The sequence below is a fragment of the Mesorhizobium sp. M0816 genome (assembly GCF_040320005.1).
Lineage (GTDB): Bacteria > Pseudomonadota > Alphaproteobacteria > Rhizobiales > Rhizobiaceae > Mesorhizobium.
In genome coordinates this window covers 162,496-180,145 of sequence record NZ_JAMYOT010000014.1, presented here as the reverse complement: position 1 = coordinate 180,145, position 17,650 = coordinate 162,496, and the positions used below count along the sequence as shown (strand labels likewise).

17 protein-coding genes and 1 pseudogene are annotated in these 17,650 nt (G+C 60.4%); 11 read left to right on the top strand and 7 right to left on the bottom strand.

The annotated features are described in order from the left end of the window. Positions 1-179 (top strand): transposase domain-containing protein (locus NKI17_RS22340; protein ID WP_352906811.1); only part of this gene is annotated, 179 nt, incomplete at its 5' end. A 649-nt stretch (positions 180-828) separates the two neighbouring features. Then, positions 829-1,170 carry a transposase domain-containing protein gene (locus NKI17_RS37035; protein ID WP_502894573.1) on the top strand — a complete coding sequence of 114 codons (342 nt, stop codon included), beginning with the start codon at positions 829-831 and terminating at the stop codon, positions 1,168-1,170. Between the two features lie 682 nt (positions 1,171-1,852). Here the strand turns inward: NKI17_RS37035 and NKI17_RS22330 are convergent. The 6 genes from NKI17_RS22330 to NKI17_RS22305 all read right to left on the bottom strand — a co-directional run bounded on the left by NKI17_RS22330 (position 1,853) and on the right by NKI17_RS22305 (position 8,231). Further along, entirely contained in the window at positions 1,853-2,113 is a 261-nt protein-coding gene (locus tag NKI17_RS22330; RefSeq protein WP_023676583.1) for a pyocin activator PrtN family protein, read from the bottom strand. A 1,026-nt stretch (positions 2,114-3,139) separates the two neighbouring features. Beyond that, positions 3,140-4,195, bottom strand: coding sequence for a lipocalin-like domain-containing protein (locus tag NKI17_RS22325; protein WP_023676582.1), 1,056 nt, complete (start codon positions 4,193-4,195; stop codon positions 3,140-3,142). Beyond that, positions 4,185-6,593 carry an ABC transporter permease gene (locus NKI17_RS22320; RefSeq protein ID WP_352906810.1) on the bottom strand — a complete coding sequence of 803 codons (2,409 nt, stop codon included), beginning with the start codon at positions 6,591-6,593 and terminating at the stop codon, positions 4,185-4,187. Before NKI17_RS22320 ends, NKI17_RS22325 begins: the two co-directional genes overlap by 11 nt. Next, the gene (locus NKI17_RS22315; protein WP_031211739.1) at positions 6,593-7,249 is read right to left on the bottom strand and encodes an ABC transporter ATP-binding protein; all 657 of its coding nucleotides are present in this window, start codon (positions 7,247-7,249) and stop codon (positions 6,593-6,595) included. The genes NKI17_RS22320 and NKI17_RS22315 overlap by 1 nt, the downstream gene beginning before the upstream one ends. A 371-nt stretch (positions 7,250-7,620) precedes the next feature. Next, positions 7,621-7,806 carry a DUF3606 domain-containing protein gene (locus NKI17_RS22310; protein WP_023676578.1) on the bottom strand — a complete coding sequence of 62 codons (186 nt, stop codon included), beginning with the start codon at positions 7,804-7,806 and terminating at the stop codon, positions 7,621-7,623. Between the two features lie 50 nt (positions 7,807-7,856). Continuing rightward, positions 7,857-8,231, bottom strand: coding sequence for a DUF1488 family protein (locus NKI17_RS22305; protein ID WP_023676577.1), 375 nt, complete (start codon positions 8,229-8,231; stop codon positions 7,857-7,859). Positions 8,232-8,643: 412 nt separating this feature from the next. On the opposite strand from NKI17_RS22305, the gene NKI17_RS22300 reads away from it, so the two are divergent. The 6 genes and pseudogenes from NKI17_RS22300 (at position 8,644) to NKI17_RS22275 (ending at position 13,528) form a co-directional block, all read left to right on the top strand. Beyond that, positions 8,644-9,081 (top strand): hypothetical protein, encoded by a 438-nt coding sequence (locus NKI17_RS22300; RefSeq protein WP_023676576.1) that lies wholly within the window; start codon positions 8,644-8,646, stop codon positions 9,079-9,081. Positions 9,082-9,710: 629 nt separating this feature from the next. Next, entirely contained in the window at positions 9,711-10,025 is a 315-nt protein-coding gene (gene groES, locus NKI17_RS22295; protein ID WP_352449981.1) for a co-chaperone GroES, read from the top strand. A gap of 50 nt (positions 10,026-10,075) precedes the next feature. Further along, positions 10,076-11,719, top strand: a complete 1,644-nt coding sequence (groL, locus tag NKI17_RS22290) for a chaperonin GroEL (RefSeq protein ID WP_352906804.1) — start codon at positions 10,076-10,078, stop codon at positions 11,717-11,719. 42 nt (positions 11,720-11,761) lie between these two features. Beyond that, positions 11,762-11,836: pseudogene (locus NKI17_RS22285) on the top strand (NADH-quinone oxidoreductase subunit D-related protein); the annotation flags it as partial. 49 nt (positions 11,837-11,885) lie between these two features. After that, positions 11,886-12,251, top strand: a complete 366-nt coding sequence (locus NKI17_RS22280; RefSeq protein ID WP_023676573.1) for a 4a-hydroxytetrahydrobiopterin dehydratase — start codon at positions 11,886-11,888, stop codon at positions 12,249-12,251. A 209-nt stretch (positions 12,252-12,460) separates the two neighbouring features. After that, complete coding sequence (locus NKI17_RS22275; protein ID WP_352906803.1) at positions 12,461-13,528, top strand: cyclic nucleotide-gated potassium channel; 1,068 nt, start codon at positions 12,461-12,463, stop codon at positions 13,526-13,528. 264 nt (positions 13,529-13,792) lie between these two features. On the opposite strand, the gene NKI17_RS22270 is transcribed toward NKI17_RS22275, so the two are convergent. After that, entirely contained in the window at positions 13,793-14,704 is a 912-nt protein-coding gene (locus tag NKI17_RS22270) for a phosphatase PAP2 family protein (RefSeq protein WP_352906809.1), read from the bottom strand. 344 nt (positions 14,705-15,048) lie between these two features. On the opposite strand from NKI17_RS22270, the gene NKI17_RS22265 reads away from it, so the two are divergent. The 3 genes from NKI17_RS22265 to mgtE all read left to right on the top strand — a co-directional run bounded on the left by NKI17_RS22265 (position 15,049) and on the right by mgtE (position 17,593). Beyond that, a complete protein-coding gene (locus NKI17_RS22265; protein WP_023676569.1) occupies positions 15,049-15,366 on the top strand; it encodes an ArsR/SmtB family transcription factor in 318 nt (105 codons plus the stop codon). Next, a complete protein-coding gene (locus NKI17_RS22260) occupies positions 15,363-15,845 on the top strand; it encodes an SRPBCC family protein (protein WP_254818127.1) in 483 nt (160 codons plus the stop codon). The genes NKI17_RS22265 and NKI17_RS22260 overlap by 4 nt, the downstream gene beginning before the upstream one ends. A gap of 350 nt (positions 15,846-16,195) precedes the next feature. After that, positions 16,196-17,593 carry a magnesium transporter gene (gene mgtE / locus NKI17_RS22255; RefSeq protein ID WP_502894205.1) on the top strand — a complete coding sequence of 466 codons (1,398 nt, stop codon included), beginning with the start codon at positions 16,196-16,198 and terminating at the stop codon, positions 17,591-17,593. Positions 17,594-17,650: the final 57 nt, after the last annotated feature.

Genomic DNA, 17,650 nt, shown 5'->3' with positions numbered 1-17,650 from the left:
TCAACGACGTCAACCCGGTCGCCTACCTCGCCGAAACCCTCGACGCCATCATCAACGGCCATCCGCAAACCCAGATCGAGGAACTCATGCCCTGGCGATTCCGAAAAACGTCAAGCCCAAATCCACAGGCGATCCGCGAGGCGCTCACCCTAAGTTTTATCATTGACGGTCTGACTTGACGTCTGGCCCGAGGGCGGCGTTCGCTACTATTCCGAAACTTAAGGTTTCGCCCTACCGCGTAATTGGGGTCGGCTGTCTTAAGAGGGCCGCTGCCCACGGTGCCTACTTCTTAACGCATTGGCGGACTGGTGCGGCCGAGCAAACTTCGCCCACGCCGCAGTCCAGGTCGCGTGAACAAGGTTTCGGCATTTGCGGTGGCTCCAGCGTGACGAAGGGCGTCCTCGGCTCTTCCCCCGGTCTCGCCGTTCTCGGGAGGAAGGCGCCGGGATCACCGAGCGACTTCACATATCGATAGAATGACCGAATGTCGCTCTCCGGCATGACGCGAACGTTGTACCAAGGCATCGGCGGCAATGTGCGAAGTGTCTTGATGTAGGTTACATACCCGTCTTCGCTAAGGTCTTGCGCGCTCCATCTCAGATTGCTTGCATACGTTGTGCCCCACGGCCCCCGCCAACCTATTACTTTCCCTCTCAATGCCTTGGTGGGGTCGAGTGCGCCTTCGGCTTCCCTGTAGCCGTCAGTATGGCAGTCGTGACAGCTGCTGATGATGGAAACCAGCCGTCCTCTCTCGACAGACACCTCCTCTGCCGCAAACGCTGCCCCCGATGCTGTCAATATTGCTGAGCCAACCAGGAGCTTAATGAAGTGCATGGTAGCCTCCAGCGCCCTCACACCGCTCGCTCAAAGCCAATAACAACGTCGAGACTTTACCACAATTTTGAAAGTTGGGGTGGGGAAAGCAACGGATCGTTGGAGGCAATAGTCCCTAAGAGGCTCCTGGGACACTGTCGACAATCGCAGCACAGCACTACGTTCGACAACTGGGCGCTGCTCGCCTCCATCGTGGCCACCTGCAGGCTCAACGACGTCAACCCGGTCGCCTACCTCGCCGAAACCCTCGACGCCATCATCAACGGCCATCCGCAAACCCAGATCGAGGAACTCATGCCCTGGCGATTCCGGAAAACGTCAAGCCCAAATCCATAGGCGATCCGCGAGGCGCTTACGCTTCCACCGCAACGGTCTCGCTGCTTTCGCCCCTGCGCACCGAGATCAATTCGGGTCTGTCGCGAGGAACGGCCTATCCCGCGGACTGGCGTCCTCGCTTCACCGATGCCTATCGCCTGCAGGCCCAGGCCTGGATCCATTCAATACTCAGCGGAATTCCGGCCGGAGCAAGCTGCTGGACGGATACCGGGCTGCAATCGCCGCCGAGGCGGGTCTGCAATCACTATCAGAAGGGCGAAAGGCAGTTATTGGCGCAATGAGTAAGCCAGAACTGTACAAATAGCTGACGGCATTTGAATTCATAATGACCTCGGCAGCCGACTAATAATCTTCTTTTTCAGGCCCCTCCCGTCAGCGTGTTCCACGCAGCCGGTGCGCTGCTTCGGCTCGTCGCAGGGACACGTGCGTGTTCTGTAGGATCATTTCGCGAAACGCCTCGTTTGATACTGCAAAGTTGTACCATCGTGTCCAACATCAGATGGGACGCAGTCCCAACAAACATGCAGTTCAGACAGTCGATTACGCGTCTTTGTTGAAGTGGTGCTGTACCAAATGCAGTACCGGCCTTGAAACGGTTGATCCAGTTCGTCGCTCATCAGGCCATAAGCCGCGGGCGGCTGTGTACGGCAGGGCTGAACGAAACCTCATTCACGCTCCCTCGCTACTCCGTGAGACCCCTCATTTCCTTTCTCGCAGCCTCAGTCCGGTACTCAAGGTATTTGGCCAAATCGGCGAGATGGACGCCCTTGGCACACTTCTGACTGTCCTCGATCCGCACGAGCGGAAGGGCAATTTCCCCCATGGAAATCTTTCGGACCAACTTCGGCGGCGTCAGGTGGGAGAAATAGTCTCGGCAGACCTCATCGATCGGGATGATGGCCTTGCCACCATACTGAGCCATCAAAAGCAGTGCTGTGTTCATTCCAGGTTGCTATCCCTGTTAGGAGCTTGGCAGACTAGCAAGCCGCCCAACGGGTTCAACGGCCGGGCAGGGGGGCGCGTGCAAAAGGGTGGGCGCGACCTAAGCAACGGCCGGGGCGTTCAAGTCGCTAGAGGGATACCGCCAATACAGTGCTGTGACCGAGTTCGTTTGCTGACGGGCTTCTTAATCGGCGCAAATCGGTCCGACTCCAACCTCCGCAACCAGTTCCAGCATAAATCACTAATAGTCGCGATCTGATCAAAGCCCCGCCGGAAAAAACGGCAAGGCTTTTCCCACGGCAGGTTTGGCGAAGCGCGGAAGGGCACTCTGCCGCCCAGAGTAAGCGGCCTGCACGGTGAAGACGAGAGGGACGCTTTTCCAAGCGCGGAGTTCGAATCCCTCCGAGCCCACCAAGTCGCCTCCCTGCAATGCTGGCCTGGACCTGTCAAATCGTCACGTCAATGATGTCGGTATCGGTGGTTGCGTGTCCCCGCAACCACTTCTGTCATAGTACGATAACCGTCTCGGTCTAACCGAGGCGGTTTTTTCGTGTGGCGAGTTTGAAAATGTCTGGATTGCGTGAGGCCGTGAGGCCGGGCATTAAGGCGCATATTTTGCGGGAAGGCCTTCATGAACCTCAATCATCGGCAGAATGCGCCGTGCAGCGTAACCATCCGGTGTGGACCGCGGCAGACGCCGTTTCGCGTGTTAGACTGCTTGGCATGGAGATCGACACCGACAAGATTGACGCGTGCAGCGGTGGTGCTTCGACGTAGAATCGGAAAACACGCTCGCGGCAACTCTGCACTACGCAGATGCGCGCCCATCTCCGGCCACGCAACATCGATCCGCAATTCGGAGCCATGTAGTGGTAGGTGGCGGCGCAGGACCGCTACATCGCCAGAGCCATTACCTGAGATAGTGGGTTTGAGGTGGTGGTAGAGGGAAGGGCGCTGGAAACTAACCTTCTCCATTTTCGGCAATTCGCCAACCGTCGCGATCTCGCGATTGAGCAGTGTCCTCCAGTCACTCATAGCCTGTCATCTCGAGATAGCCGCGCCCGGCATGGGTTCCCTCAAATCGGATCGGGCCTTCCCAATAGGGAGAGCGTGTGTCCATCCAGGCTTCTGGGTTTAGCGTCCGGATGGTCACATCCACTCCGTTTTCCGGCAATTGCACCCTCCAGCGGATCGGCACGCTACGTCCCGCGACTGCCGCCGTTTCGAGCGGCGTCACCCTTAGCGCGCCGGGGGCCTGCGGCTGCGGCCTGCCGTCGGCCTTGATCCATGTGGCCGATGTAAAGCCCGCGCCTCCGTCGCGCAGGCGAAAGCCCATCATCTTTTCGCCGCTGTCGAAATGCAAGGAGAACCAGTCCCACCCGGTCTGATCCTCAGCCAGCGGCTGCGAGGACCATTCGTGGTCCAACCACGCCTGACCGGACACCGCGATCACGCCCGCCGGAAGGGTCAGTGTACCGGTCACGTGGTAGAATGGTTGCGAGTAGTAATAGCTCGCCTGCCCCTTCTCGGATTTCACCGAGTAGCCCTGCACTCCCTGCGGCACCAGAGGGCCTTTGGCGTCCAGTGCCAGTTCGTAGGAAAACGCCTGTCCCGCCGCGTGCAGGTCGAGCGCCGACAGCGCATCCGCCTCTGGCAGGGCCCGACCTGCCATCTGCCAATTGTCAATCCAGGCCGCAAAGGGTGCAGCCGAAACCCCCGCCTGGCCGATGCCGCCCCGTGCCAGCCGTTCGGCCACGAATTGGTGCGTTCGCGTCGTCAGCCCGGCATGGCCCATCCAAAGCTGCGGACTAGACCAGCCGGACCGCTCCACCGGGGCCAGGGCGGATCGGAAAAGAGTCCATTGCACGCCAAAGTCCGCTCCATCCGCAGCTTGCAGGTTGGCCGTCAAATACCACCATTCGATCCGGTAACCGGGGTGCGGGCCGTGGTCTGCCGGAAAGTTGAATGCAGTCCCCGGCTGCGGCACTGAAAACCCGTCAGCCTCTGTGCCAAGCCCAGCAAAACCCTGGCCAAAGGCAGGTGCGGCCAAGCTCATGTAGATCAGCAATGCTCTAACGCTCATGTGCAAATACCTTCAGCAAATCCGATGGCGAAAGACGCGCCAGCCGCCAGGCAGGCACGGCGGCTGCAAGTCCGGCCGCCAGCAACGCGAGCGCCGCCAGCCGCGCCCAGTCACCGGGAAAAAGGTGCATCGGCAGACGCCAGCCAAAAGCCTCCACATTCACCACCGCCAGTAGAACAAAGGCGAGCCCGATACCTACAGGCAGAGCGGCCAGCATGGTCAAGGCTGCCAACAACAAGCCGCGCCAAAGCTCCAGCCATACGAGGTGGCGGCGGGGCAGACCCATGGCCCAGACCGGCGCCAGTTGCGGTAGGCGCATCCCCGACAGGGTCATGAGGCTCGCAAACATCGCCAGCCCCGCGACTCCCAGCGTCAGCACATTCAGCGCGGCTGTCACTCTGAATGTGCGCTCAAACACTTTGAGCGAAAAGACCTTGATCCCGGCCTGGTCAATCACGTTCTGCGCGGGCAGCCCGAATTCCGCCCGCAAACCCGCAGCCAGTGCTTCGGCCTTGCCAGGGGCAATCCGAATGGCATAGCGCAGGCGGGAGACGTCAGGGTAGTGCCGGACCAGTGTGTCGATCCCGATGATCACTTGGCCGATCGGGTTGCCATAGTCGGCATAGACGCCGACGATGCTGGCCCGCCAGCCACCGGGCAGCGTGATCTGGTCCCCTAAGCCCAACTCCTGGCGCCGCGCCAGTTGTTCGTTGATCAGGGCGCCGTCGCCTGTGGCGATCCGGTCCCACATCCCCGGCACTGCAGAGAGGATCGGCCAGTTGTCGCGATAGGTGCCATGATCGGCCACGCCGTATATTGCCGCGGGCTGGCCTGCGACCCGGCCCTCAATGCTCCAGATCGGCAGGACCGCGTCGCTGCGCTGGGCCAGCCAGTCGCGTATCGCCGTGGCCTCTGCTTCGGTGCGGGCGGTCACGTAAAGCTCTGAGGCGAGACGCTGATCGAGCCAGCCGGTGAAGGTCAGCCGAAAGCTCGACACCATCGTGCTGACGCCCACATTGACGGCCAGCGCAAGCAGCAGTGCCATTAGCGCCAATGACAGGCCGGGAAGCTGTTGACGCGTGTCGGCCCAAAACCATTCAGCCAATGGTCCACGCGCCAAGCGGCCGCCAAGGTGCAATATCCCCGTCAGCACGAGCGGCAGCGCCAGTGCCGCCCCCAACAGCAGTGCCGCCAGAAGCGCAAAGCCCGCCTCGAGGCCGGATCCGAAGTGTGCAATTCCCGCCGCCGTCAACAGGAGCACCATCGCAGCCACGCCTTGCGCGCGCAGGGCCCGCTCCGAAGCCCGCGCCCAGGCCCGAGGCTGGGCCGGCGCAAGCAGCGGCAGGTGCCATAGCCGCCAGAGGCTTTGTGCGGCCGCTACCAGCGTGCCGATTACCGCGATCGCCAGCCCCGCTGCCCACACTGCGGGGCGGATCGACAGCGTTCCCGGCACATCGGCCCCGTAAAGTCCGCGCAGGGTGGCGGCGACGTCGGGCAAAAGGGCCGAGGCGACTACATAGCCAAGTGCCACGCCCACCAATCCCGCGAGGAGGGCGAAGATCAGCAGCTCGGCGATCAGCAAAAGGACCAGCACGCGGGCCGGCAAGCCCAGTGCGCGCAGCGTGCGAAACACCGGGCGGCGCTGTTCAAAAGCCAGACCGATGGCGGAATGCACGATGAAGAGCCCCACCGCAAAGGCAAGAAAACCGAAAGCCGTCAGGTTCAGGTGAAAACTGTCGGTCAGCCTGGCAAGATCCCCCGTTTCACTCGGCTCGCGCAGGGTCAGGCCGGGGGCTGTCACCTCTAGAGGGGCACGGCCAATCGGTTGGTCCGGCCAGAGCAAAAGACGAGAGATCTTGTCCTTTGCCCCAAGCAAGACCTGCGCCTGCCCGATGTCGGTGAGGACTGTGCCAGGCGGCAAACCCTCGGCCACGCGCACGGGAGGTGTTGCTTGCTCGGTTAGTCGTGCCGCGGTTTCCGGAGTTGCATAGAGCACCCCGGGCGCCGTGATGAACGGCAATAGCTCATCACCCACTGCAACATCCACCTGCTGCGCCTGCGGCGGCAAAGTCAGTGGGTCAATGCCGAGGACGCGCAACCGCACATCCCCAAACCGCATTTCACCTTCAATCACCGGCGAAGCCAGCCAGCCTGCTCGCCGCAGTCTCACAAACACCTGTTGATCCATCCGGGTCCCGTCCTCACGCACCAGTTGCGCGAGCCGGTCCTGCCCAAGGATCGCCGCTGCACGGTCATAGCTCGCCCGCGCCTCACCGTTGATCGCCTGAATCGCTGACCACAACGCCGTTGCCAGCGATAGCCCCAAAAGCAGCATCGCCAGTTGGACAGGCCGCCTGCGCCAATGCGACAAGAGCGCTGACAACCCGGTCCACACCATCAAGCCAGCCGTCCCGCGTGCAGGTGAACGTGGGCGTTCAGCCGGTTTGCCAGACGGTTGGAATGGGTAACCATTAACAGGGCGGCACCCGTTTCAGCCACCAGCGACAGCATAAGATCGAGTACAGCGTCCCCTGTTGCCTCATCGAGATTGCCCGTGGGCTCATCGGCCAAAACCAGCCGGGGCCGAACGGCTAGGGTCCGCCCAATCGCCACCCGCTGTTGTTGCCCACTCGACAGCTGTTCAGGGTAGCGCGTTAGGACCTTGGCCAGGCCCAGCCGTTCAGCAAGGACCTTCAGCCACGCCGGATCAGGACGGCCGGCAAGTCGAGCCTGAAAGGCAAGGTTGGCTGCCACATCAAGCGAAGGGATCAGGTTGAACTGCTGGAACACAAGTCCGACTGTTCCCCGCCGCAGGGCGGCAAGGGCCGTATCGTTCAGCCCCACAATATTGGTACCGCCAAGGTGGATTTCTCCCGCATCAGGGCTGTCGAGCCCTGCAACGAGGTGCAAAAGCGTGCTCTTGCCGCTGCCAGACTCGCCGGTCAGCGCAAGGCTCTTGCCCGCCTCCAGCGAAAGATCGATCCCGTGCAGAACATGCAACGGCCCTTCGCCAGTGGGGTAGAATTTGTCGATCTGGTCCAGCCTCAGCAGCATGTTACTCCCCGGAGGCCCGCGTGCTTCTGACACGGCATGCCAGTGAAATAGCGCCAAACAACGACCCCTTTCATACAGCCTCCAAACCCACTGCCTTAATTGGACAATGGTTTTCTTCAGAGGCTCGCGTTTTGCATCTAACGCGACCTCCACTTGGAATTCGATGTACAATTACGATCTAGAGCGGTTCTCAGCTAGGCGGGATAGGCGTTGACCGTGCCGTCGCAACTCACTCTCCAAACGGAACTGGAGCGCTGCCTTCAATTCCTCAGCAGTGCCGATGCCGTTGCTGAAAAGCGCCATGATTATGCCTGCAGCCTGGTCACACTCAGGCGTGCTTGGCTCTATGCCAGCCTCACGGGAATACGCGATCAAACCTTTCGGGCAAAGAGTTCCTCTTCGATCTTTGCGCGGTTGTTTCCATACTTTTTTACCAGCCTGAGGGCATCAGCCCGTTCGAGATGGTGCTTCTTCATGAGGTACCCGACTTCATAGTCTTCGCCACCGTCGACCCGTGCTCTGTCTTGCGGACCACGCTTTGACTTGTCGTCTGCCATGACAACCTCCATGGGCGATCGCCTCGCCCAAACGTGTCAAGGATAATCCTCTAATCGACGGGGACAAGGACGTAGTCGCCAACCATGTCGAAACCGCACAACTCCGCGGTCGCAGGGATAAGCCGATCCCTTACGGGGAACGCTTTGCTCGTCCGCCGTTCGAAGCGTCGAGGTCTTCTGGGCTGGTACACGTTCTTGCGGCCGTGGGAGGAAGCTTTCCGCGCGACATCACGAATGGAGTCCCTTGATGCATCGAAGGTCGCCAAATAACCCGCTTCGGCTGTGGCTGCTTCCGGTTTTGCGTTCGCGAGCGCTTCAATCTCAATCAAGAACGGCATTTCAAACATGCCATCGTAGCCGAGAAAATGGAGGTATTGTCCGGCCTCGTCGTAGCTGCGGCTTCGGTTCGGAAAAGTCAGCGCCAAGGTTGAACATACCTCAAGCCGTCAAGAACCGCGTAGCGAACGTCTGTTGCAGGCTCGCGGCCTTGCGTCTCTTCGCATTGTGCGCGTTCAGAATTACGGCGGTTTCGAAGCTAAACTGCCACTCGCTTGATCCCGCTGCCCGGCCAGCGATGGAGCTGGGCTACTCCAGCACAGACTCTGCCCGTCGATCACCTCGATCGGCACGGACTCCAGACCGACATCGTCGAACAGCCGCGCATTTGACCGCGTTCGCCAAATTAATGGCCGGATCTTTGCGAAGCCTCCGCATTTTCGTGGGGGGAAGCCCTCCCAGCATCATCGTGATTGGACTTCACGATCGGTTGGAGTCACGCTAGCCGCAGGCATAAGAAGGATATGGGTGGACCAACTATCGTCCGAATAGGAGGCCAAAATGAAACACCAGACGCTCGAGCAACTGCAGATCGTCGCCGAGATCGATCAGGCCTACCCGCGCCAGGCCATGTCGCGCAGCGAGCGTCTTGAACACTGGGCGGAGCTCCTTGAACGGAACCCTGACCGGCGCCTCTCGACGCTGCACCAGACCGAGTATCAGCCGGTTAGAGCACGCGGGGCCATGCGCGGCGACGGCTCGCCGATCTCAGTCGCTTTCGAGAATCCTGTCCTCCGCGCCGCCGGGTTGGAAAACGACAACTACGGCGAAGCGAAGCGGTTCTTCGAACTGACCGACAGGCAATTGCATGAGATCATCTGCTATTGCCATTTCGGCGCGACGGTGACCGCCGCAACGGCCGCCCGTCACATCCGTGCGGCGATTGCCGGGAGACAGCCCGGCATGTTCGCTCGGATGCGTGAGGCGTTCGTCGGATAAAGCCAGCGCCGTTTCGCAGCATCATTTTTGAAGCGGCTCGCATGGAAAGCCGCCGCCGTAGCGCAGGCAAGCGCTCCCCACGCGGGGAGGCTGCGTTGCATGAGGGGGTGCGGCTTTCCGCAGGAGCACGCCGACGCCCCTCCTGCACCTTTTCCATCCGAACCGGAAAGATCCCAATGCTGCCAGTACATCCGTGGTCAGCGCCGTGGTTCAAAGGCTCGAACAGAGCGACATGCGCGCCGGATAAGCGCTTACATTCGCCGTCGAAAATTCGGTGCTTCATGGTGGGTCGAAGGTCGCGGACCTATGTCGATCGGGACCGGGAAAGCCAAATCGTGCCAAATTTTCGCGAACTGTATATAAACATTCAATCAAGGCTCAATAGGTTTGGTGCGTAATTGCGGGTTAATATAGTCTGTTGTCGGCAAAAGTAAGAGGGATGAATTACAATAAAATTGCTTATGGCTCCGCCTTTCGGACGGCCAAAAGCGCCGGTAACAACGACTGATTTACATTTCAAATATTTTCGGTTTGAGGAATTAAAAATTTGGCACTCCTATCATTCGAGTGCCAAAGGGGCTATGTTAAGTGTTGCAGTCGCTCTATGTGCGGCGGCAGAAAGAACCCCAATGAAATTCCGACCACTCCACGACCGCGTCGTCATTCGGCGCGCGGAAGGCGATACCAAATCCAAGGGCGGGATCATTATTCCCGACACCGCCAAGGAAAAGCCTCAGGAAGGCGAAGTGATCGCCGTCGGCCCGGGCTCGCGTAACGAGAGCGGCAAGCTGATCCCGCTCGACGTCAAGGCCGGCGATCTCATCCTGTTCGGCAAATGGTCCGGCACCGAGGTCAAGATCGACGGCGAGGACCTCCTGATCATGAAGGAGAGCGACATTTTGGGCATCGTCGAGAAGACCAAAGCGGCCAAGAAAGCCGCCTGACCGGGCGATTTCCGATCCCGCAATTTCAAGACTGAACTGGACGTAAAATCATGTCTGCCAAGGAAATCAAATTCGCTACCGATGCCCGCGACCGGATGCTTCGCGGCGTCGAAATTCTGAACAACGCCGTCAAGGTGACGCTCGGCCCCAAAGGCCGCAATGTCGTCATCGACAAGGCCTATGGCGCGCCGCGCATCACCAAGGATGGTGTCGCCGTCGCCAAGGAAATCGAGCTTGCCGACAAGTTCGAGAACATGGGCGCCCAGATGGTGCGCGAAGTGGCCTCGAAGACCAACGACCTTGCCGGCGACGGCACGACGACAGCCACGGTGCTGGCCGCTTCCATCCTGCGCGAAGGTGCCAAATTCGTTGCCGCGGGCATGAACCCGATGGATCTCAAGCGCGGCATCGACCTTGCTGTGGCTGCTGTGGTGAAGGACATTCAAACCAGGGCCAGGAAAGTCAAATCTTCGGACGAGATCGCCCAGGTTGGTACGATCGCCGCCAATGGCGACGCGTCGGTCGGCGCCATGATCGCCAAGGCGATGAACAAGGTCGGCAATGAGGGCGTGATCACCGTCGAAGAAGCCAAGACAGCCGAAACCGAACTCGATGTCGTCGAAGGCATGCAGTTCGACCGTGGCTATCTCTCGCCCTATTTCGTCACCGATGCCGAGAAGATGCGCGCGGAGCTGGAGGACCCTTACGTTCTCATCCATGAGAAGAAGCTCGGCAATTTGCAGGCGTTGCTGCCGATCCTCGAAGCTGTGGTGCAAAGCGGTAAGCCGCTGCTGATCATCTCGGAAGACGTCGAAGGCGAGGCGCTAGCAACGCTGGTCGTCAACAAGCTGCGCGGCGGCCTCAAGGTCGCAGCCGTCAAGGCGCCAGGCTTCGGTGACCGGCGCAAGGCGATGCTGGAAGACATTGCCGTGCTCACCGCCGGCCAGATGATTTCCGAGGATCTCGGCATCAAACTCGAGAACGTCACGATCGACATGCTCGGGCGGGCTAAGCGCGTGCTCATCGAGAAGGATACGACGACGATCATCGACGGCGCCGGCGAGAAAGCCACCATCCAGGCGCGCGTCCAGCAGATCAAGTTGCAGATCGAGGAAACGTCCTCGGATTACGACAAGGAGAAACTCCAGGAACGTCTCGCCAAGCTGGCTGGCGGCGTTGCTGTCATTCGCGTCGGCGGCGCGACCGAGACGGAAGTCAAGGAAAAGAAGGACCGCATCGATGATGCGCTGAACGCCACTCGTGCAGCCGTGGAAGAAGGCATCGTTGCCGGCGGCGGTGTTGCGCTTTTGCGCGCCAAGGCAGCTTTGACTGAGCTTACTGGCGCGAATGCTGACATGACGGCAGGTATTTCGATTGTGCTGAGAGCACTTGAAGCGCCGATCCGCCAGATTGCCGAGAATTCCGGCGTTGAAGGTTCGATCGTCGTCGGCAAGCTCTCCGACAGCAAGGATCACAATCAGGGCTTCGACGCCCAGAACGAAGTCTATGTCGACATGATCAAGGCCGGTATCGTCGACCCCGCCAAGGTCGTTCGGACGGCCCTGCAGGATGCCGGCTCGATTGCCGCGCTCCTGATCACCGCTGAAGCAATGATCGCGGACATTCGGCAGAAGGTTTCGCCCGCTATGGGTGGCGCGGGAGGTATGGGCGGAATGGGCGGAATGGACTACTGAGCGGCGCCTGAAACTATAGCCAGGACGACGGAAGGCCAGCGACGCGGGCACATGCGAGCCGATATCTCGGCGATCATCGGTTCGCTCGACATCGTGTTCGGGGAGATCGATCGATAGGCTCGTCGCTGTCGTATTTGCTGCTAAAAATGGTCTTGGAGACAAGAACATGACCGACACTCTTGCCGAGAAAACATGTACGCCTTGTCGCGGCGGCGTCCCGCCGCTCACGCGTGATGAAGCCCAACGCTTCCAGGCACAGGCTCCTGATTGGGAGCTGGGTGACGATGCCCACCGCATCCAGCGGAGCTTTCGATGCCGCAATTTCCGGGACGCGCTCACCCTTGTTCAGGAGATCGGTGAGCTCGCCGAAACCGAGGGCCATCACCCCGACATCAGCTTCGGCTGGGGTTATGTGACGGTTTCCCTGAGCACCAAGAAGATCAAAGGACTGCACGAGAACGATTTCATCATGGCGAGCAAGATCGATCGGATGCTCGATCGCGCGGGGCGGCCCCTCGACCGCCAACGGTGACACGGCAAATCCATTGCCAATCAAGTGAGGTCGTTTATGCCACACATCCGTCGAGGGGCAGCTCGATCTCGACCCTGATCGGATGGCTCATGGCCTATGGTCCAGCGACGACCAAGGGTGGCCCGGTAATCTCCATATCGAATTAGCACCTTTGCGCTTGCCTTGAAGGCATTCTATCCTGGAGGGTAGTATCCGCTCGTGGGCATAGAATGTCGGTACTGCCTTCCTTAAGAATTTACGCGCCGCTCAACGCGGTGCTGGCTGCGACTGGGCTTGTGGCGGTGGCTACGCTCACGACACCGGACCTGTCCGGACGAAGCAGACTGGCTTTGGCTGCCGTGCTCGCGGTCATTTGGGGCGTCTATCTCCTGGAATTGGCCGAGAAACTGCTCAAGCGCCGGGCGGGAGACGTTCGGGACAGGACGCCGGCAATCGCCATTGATGTGCTCGCGGTTTTGGTTCCACTCGCCGCATTTCTGCTCGTCGGCACGCCCGACCGGAGCCTCTACTGTGCTGTCTGGCTGCTGAAACCGCTGCGCGATTCAACTTTCTTCCCGCTGCTGGGCAGAATCCTGACCAACGAAGCGCGCAACCTGATCGGCGTCGCCACGGTCTTCGGCATCGTTCTTTTCGGTTTTGCGCTCGCAGCCTATGTCATCGAGCGCGACGTCCAACCGCAACAGTTCGGCAGCATCCCCCAGGCAATGTGGTGGGCGGTGGTCACGCTGTCCACCACCGGCTATGGCGACGCTATTCCGGAAAGCTTCGCCGGCCGCGTCCTTGCCGGGGCGGTCATGATGAGTGGCATCGGCATCTTCGCGCTCTGGGCTGGCATTCTTGCCACCGGCTTTTATCAAGAAGTCCGTCGCGAGGATTTCGTCCGCAATTGGCAATTGATCGCCGCCGTGCCGTTGTTTCAGAAGCTCGGCCCGGCCACGCTAGTCGAGATCGTGCGCGCATTACGACCTCGCATCGTGCCGGCGGGCGCTGTGATCTGCCGCAATGGTGAGACCGGTGATCAGATGTTCTTCGTCGTGGAGGGGCGCGTCAGCGTCGCGACGCCGAACCCGGTGGATCTGGGCCCTGGCGCCTTCTTCGGCGAGATGGCGCTGATCACCGGCGAACCGCGCTCGGCGACAGTCAGCGCCACAACGGTGGTCTCACTCCTGTCGCTACACTCGGCGGATTTCCAGATGCTGTGCAGCAGCAGCCCGGAGATCGCAGAAACCATCCGCAAGACCGCGCTCGAGCGGCGCGGCGCGGCACCTAAGGCTTGACCGTACTAGGTGTTCGTCAGAGGAGGATGCGATGGCAAGGCTGCCAGCTGCCTGCCGATGGTGGCTGGCTGGAACTACATGCTTTGCCGCTGCCGAACCACCCTCAATACAAATCGAATTCGAAAGCGGAATCTCTTGCCCGTTGAATTCGAGCACGGCAGGGAGCTGTCGGGGCACGTGCTTTTTGCCTGATTGCGGTCGCGAGTTTGGCTTATGCGAAGTGGCCATCGGCGGGCATGGCCATCTATCGACAAGCGCACATGATTATTCGCGCACCAGGCGTCCGGTCGCCCACCAGATCACCGACACAACAACGATCGATGCGTAGCCGTCCACGGCATAGTGCCAGCCAGTGAACACCGATCCGTACAGGATCAGGGCTGCAAAGGTCCAACACAGAACGCCAAGCCAGCGATTGATCGATGACAGCAAATAGGCGTTCAATGCGGCAAAGGCGACATGCATGCTTGGCATGGCCGAGATGCCGCCGCCAAGACTTGCCCGGCCGCTTTGGTAAGCCATCAGGAGATATGCCGCGGGTTCCCGCACCATGTAACTATGGTCCAGCCTGTCCAGGGCCGCATTCAATCCGTGGAAGCGATCCACGCCGACAAAGTGGTGGTAGTAAACCGGTCCGACCGATGCCAGCGCCAGGGCCAAGACCGTTCCGAGGACGGACAACGTCAGCGCTGCTGCGCAGAGATAGCGGATGCGGGCAATCTCGTCCGACCAGAGCGACACGAAAAGGATGGTGCCGAACCACTGGTAAAACCAAATGACTTCATAGCTGTTGAAGACGACGAACGACCAATTGTTGCCGTCGAGCTTATGGACGATCTCCCATGGCGGCATCCCATGCAGCCATTCATCAGCATCGGCCAACCAGTTGTCGGCATAGTATGGGACGACGGACGGGATGGCGATCTTGTAGGTAGAGAACGCGGTCAAGCTGGCAAAGCAGAACAGCAGCACCAGCAGACAACCGCGCCAGCGCCCTTGAACCAAATCCAGTGCGTAGCGAACCGGTTGCCGCCGGCCATGGATTAGCGCGGCACAGCAGACGCCACCGATAAACAACACCGGAATGCCAACAAGAAACTTGTGAGAATAGATTAAGGCTGACGTATAGAATACTTCTGGATATAGTGCAGATGCGCCTAAAACGTATGTCGCCATGAACAAGGAGAGGCGCAATTGCCATATGGCGGAGGGCCTGTAGCGAGAGGCTTCCGTGGTTAGGGCCAAACCAATTTACCCGTTCTTAACGTTTCGCCGGAGAGACACAAACACCGATAAGGTAAAAACCTTGCCGCCAGGTTTACTTTTCCCCGGTGGTCGACATTTGCCGGCCGGCCCGCATCCGGTGGATCGATTCCCTGAGCAGTCTTGCATCCGCATCGCTGTCCATGCCCCCGCGTCAAGGAATTGCCCCGGAGCCTCGGGGCCGAGCCGGCCGGTTGCTTGAACACGGTCCACCGCTCCCTGTTTGACATATCATAAGTTTTAGCTTATCATAAGTCATGATTTATGATTATGCAGGAATGGTGGCCTTGGCCGATCCGACGCGCCGCAAGGTGTTCGAGCTCATCGCCGATCGGCCACGCTCGGTCATCGATCTGACGCGAGTGCTTCCGGTCTCGCAGCCGGCGGTATCGCAGCACCTCAAGGTTTTGAAGGAAGCCCGGCTGGTCCGCGCAGAGCCGAAAGGTGCCAGCAACATCTATCATCTCGACCCGCATGGGCTCGGCGAGATGCGCGCCTGGCTCGACCGCATGTGGGGCGATGCGCTCGACGCCTTCAAACGGGAAGTCGACAACAGCAAGGAGAAGAGGAAATGACGACCATGATCAAGCCCGCGCCGGTCAGGAAGTCGGTGACGGTGGAGGTGCCGCTCGACAAGGCATTCGATGTGTTCACCACAGGATTCGGGCGCTGGTGGCCGGCTTCGCACTCGATCGGCAAATCCGCCCTGACGACCGCGGTGATCGAACCGAAAGCCGGCGGCCGCTGGTACGAGATCGGCGAGGATGGGTCACAATGCGATTGGGGCGAGGTTCTCGCCTGGGATCCGCCGTCCAGGCTGACGCTCGCCTGGCGCATTGGAGCCGGCTGGCGCTACGATCCGGCATTGCTGACCGAAGTCGAGATCCGCTTTGTCGCGCTCGGCGAGAACGCGACGCGTGTGGAACTCGAGCACAGGCTTCTGGAGAACATGGGCGAAACCGCAGAGGCGATGCGCGAGGCCTTCGAATCCGAGGGTGGCTGGAGCGGTCTCCTGGACCGCTATGCGGCTGAGGCCAAGCGCCACGCCGCCTGATCGGGAAGCCTTCCAGTCCAATACCAGCGAGGCCGTCGCACTGTCGGCCTCGCCGTTTTTGAATCGGTGTCGATCTGCCCATCTGGTTGACCGGGGCGGGGAGATACGCTGCCCTTTACCTGCCGCCGCGAAGGTTTGCAGCGCCGCAGGTTTGTAGAACGTCCTCTCCTCCTACCATCCGGTATGCGCCGCGTCGTTTGGACGCGCGAACGGCGCTGTAGCAATTTGTCGTTGTGCATGGTCCTTTCGCAAAATCGATTCCGATTGTCAGGGTCATGCGTTAGACCTGACAGGCACCTTATCCGGAAATCCGATGGCGGGAGGCGCTGGTGGAAGGCCAGGACGAACAGATGACCGGCGCCAGGGCCGCCGAGGAGCGCCGCGCCGACATCTATGACGAGGACGGCGTCATCCTGTCGTCGTTCCTCGCCCAGATCGGTGCCGCGATCGCCGATCGCGATACGCTGACGCTGAAGCGTGAAGTCGACGATCTGCACCAGTCGGAACTCGGCCACCTGCTCGAGGCGCTGCACCCGGAACAGCGACGCGCGCTGGTCGAATTGCTGGGCAAGGATTTCGATTTTTCCGCGCTGACCGAGGTTGACGAGGCGATCCGCCGCGACATCGTCGACAGTCTGCCCAATGCGCAGATCGCCCAGGCGGTGCAGGATCTCGATTCCGACGACGCGGTCTACATTCTCGAAGACCTCGACCAGGAGGACCAGGACGAGATCCTGTCGCAGCTGCCGTTCACCGAGCGGATCAGGCTGCGGCGTTCGCTTGACTATCCCGAAGAGACCGCCGGCCGCCGCATGCAGACGGAGTTCGTCGCGGTGCCGCCCTTCTGGACGATCGGCCAGACCATCGACTACATGCGCGAGGACAACAATCTTCCTGACCGTTTCAGCCAGATCTTCGTCATCGATCCGAGCTTCAAGCTGCTCGGCGCCATCGACCTCGACCAGATCCTGCGTACCAAGCGCTCGGTCAAGGTCGAAGAGGTCATGCATGAGACCAGGCATGCCATCCCGGCCACGATGGACCAGGAGGAGGCGGCTCGCGAATTCGAACAATACGATCTTCTGTCTGCCGCCGTCGTCGACGAGAACGAGCGGCTGGTCGGCGTGCTGACCATCGACGACGTCGTCGACGTCATCCAGCAGGAGGCCGAGGAAGATCTGCTGCGCATGGGCGGCGTCGGCGACGAAGAACTCTCGGACAGCATCTTTTCGACCTCGCGCTCGCGCGTGCCCTGGCTGCTGGTCAATCTTTTGACGGCTTTCCTGGCGGCCTCGGTGATCGGCCTGTTCGACCGCACCATCGAGCATATCGTGGCGCTGGCGGTGCTGATGCCGATCGTCGCCGGCATGGGCGGCAATGCCGGCTCGCAGACCATGACGGTCACGGTGCGGGCGCTGGCGACCAGGGACCTCGACATCTACAATGCCGGCCGCATCATCCGCCGCGAAATCGGGGTGGGCTTCATCAACGGCATCATCTTTGCCATCCTGATCGGCCTCGTGGCTGCTGCCTGGTTCCACGATCGCAATCTCGGCGGCATCATTGCGGCTGCGATGATCATCAATATGTTCGTGGCGGCTCTGGCGGGCATCCTTATCCCGCTGCTGCTCGACCGCTTCAAGATCGATCCGGCTGTGGCTTCGGCGGTTTTCGTCACCACGGTCACCGATGTCGTAGGTTTCTTTGCCTTTCTCGGGCTCGCCACATGGTGGTTCGGCGTGCGCTGAACGTCACCTCAATTGACTTTTACGTAAATGCCATGCGAGGCTTTGAAAGGTGCCTTG

Excerpts from the sequence above, each read along its gene's own strand:
- NKI17_RS22300 (WP_023676576.1), top strand. The coding sequence starts at position 8,644 with ATGAAACACCAGACGCTCGAGCAACTGCAGATCGTCGCCGAGATCGAT.
- NKI17_RS22320 (WP_352906810.1), bottom strand. The coding sequence starts at position 6,593 with ATGGTGTGGACCGGGTTGTCAGCGCTCTTGTCGCATTGGCGCAGGCGG.
- groES (WP_352449981.1), top strand. The coding sequence starts at position 9,711 with ATGAAATTCCGACCACTCCACGACCGCGTCGTCATTCGGCGCGCGGAA.
- groL (WP_352906804.1), top strand. The coding sequence starts at position 10,076 with ATGTCTGCCAAGGAAATCAAATTCGCTACCGATGCCCGCGACCGGATG.
- NKI17_RS22265 (WP_023676569.1), top strand. The coding sequence starts at position 15,049 with ATGATTTATGATTATGCAGGAATGGTGGCCTTGGCCGATCCGACGCGC.
- NKI17_RS22315 (WP_031211739.1), bottom strand. The coding sequence starts at position 7,249 with ATGCTGCTGAGGCTGGACCAGATCGACAAATTCTACCCCACTGGCGAA.
- NKI17_RS22310 (WP_023676578.1), bottom strand. The coding sequence starts at position 7,806 with ATGGCAGACGACAAGTCAAAGCGTGGTCCGCAAGACAGAGCACGGGTC.
- NKI17_RS22280 (WP_023676573.1), top strand. The coding sequence starts at position 11,886 with ATGACCGACACTCTTGCCGAGAAAACATGTACGCCTTGTCGCGGCGGC.
- NKI17_RS22330 (WP_023676583.1), bottom strand. The coding sequence starts at position 2,113 with ATGAACACAGCACTGCTTTTGATGGCTCAGTATGGTGGCAAGGCCATC.
- NKI17_RS22275 (WP_352906803.1), top strand. The coding sequence starts at position 12,461 with ATGTCGGTACTGCCTTCCTTAAGAATTTACGCGCCGCTCAACGCGGTG.
- NKI17_RS22270 (WP_352906809.1), bottom strand. The coding sequence starts at position 14,704 with ATGGCGACATACGTTTTAGGCGCATCTGCACTATATCCAGAAGTATTC.
- NKI17_RS22260 (WP_254818127.1), top strand. The coding sequence starts at position 15,363 with ATGACGACCATGATCAAGCCCGCGCCGGTCAGGAAGTCGGTGACGGTG.
- mgtE (WP_502894205.1), top strand. The coding sequence starts at position 16,196 with ATGACCGGCGCCAGGGCCGCCGAGGAGCGCCGCGCCGACATCTATGAC.
- NKI17_RS22325 (WP_023676582.1), bottom strand. The coding sequence starts at position 4,195 with ATGAGCGTTAGAGCATTGCTGATCTACATGAGCTTGGCCGCACCTGCC.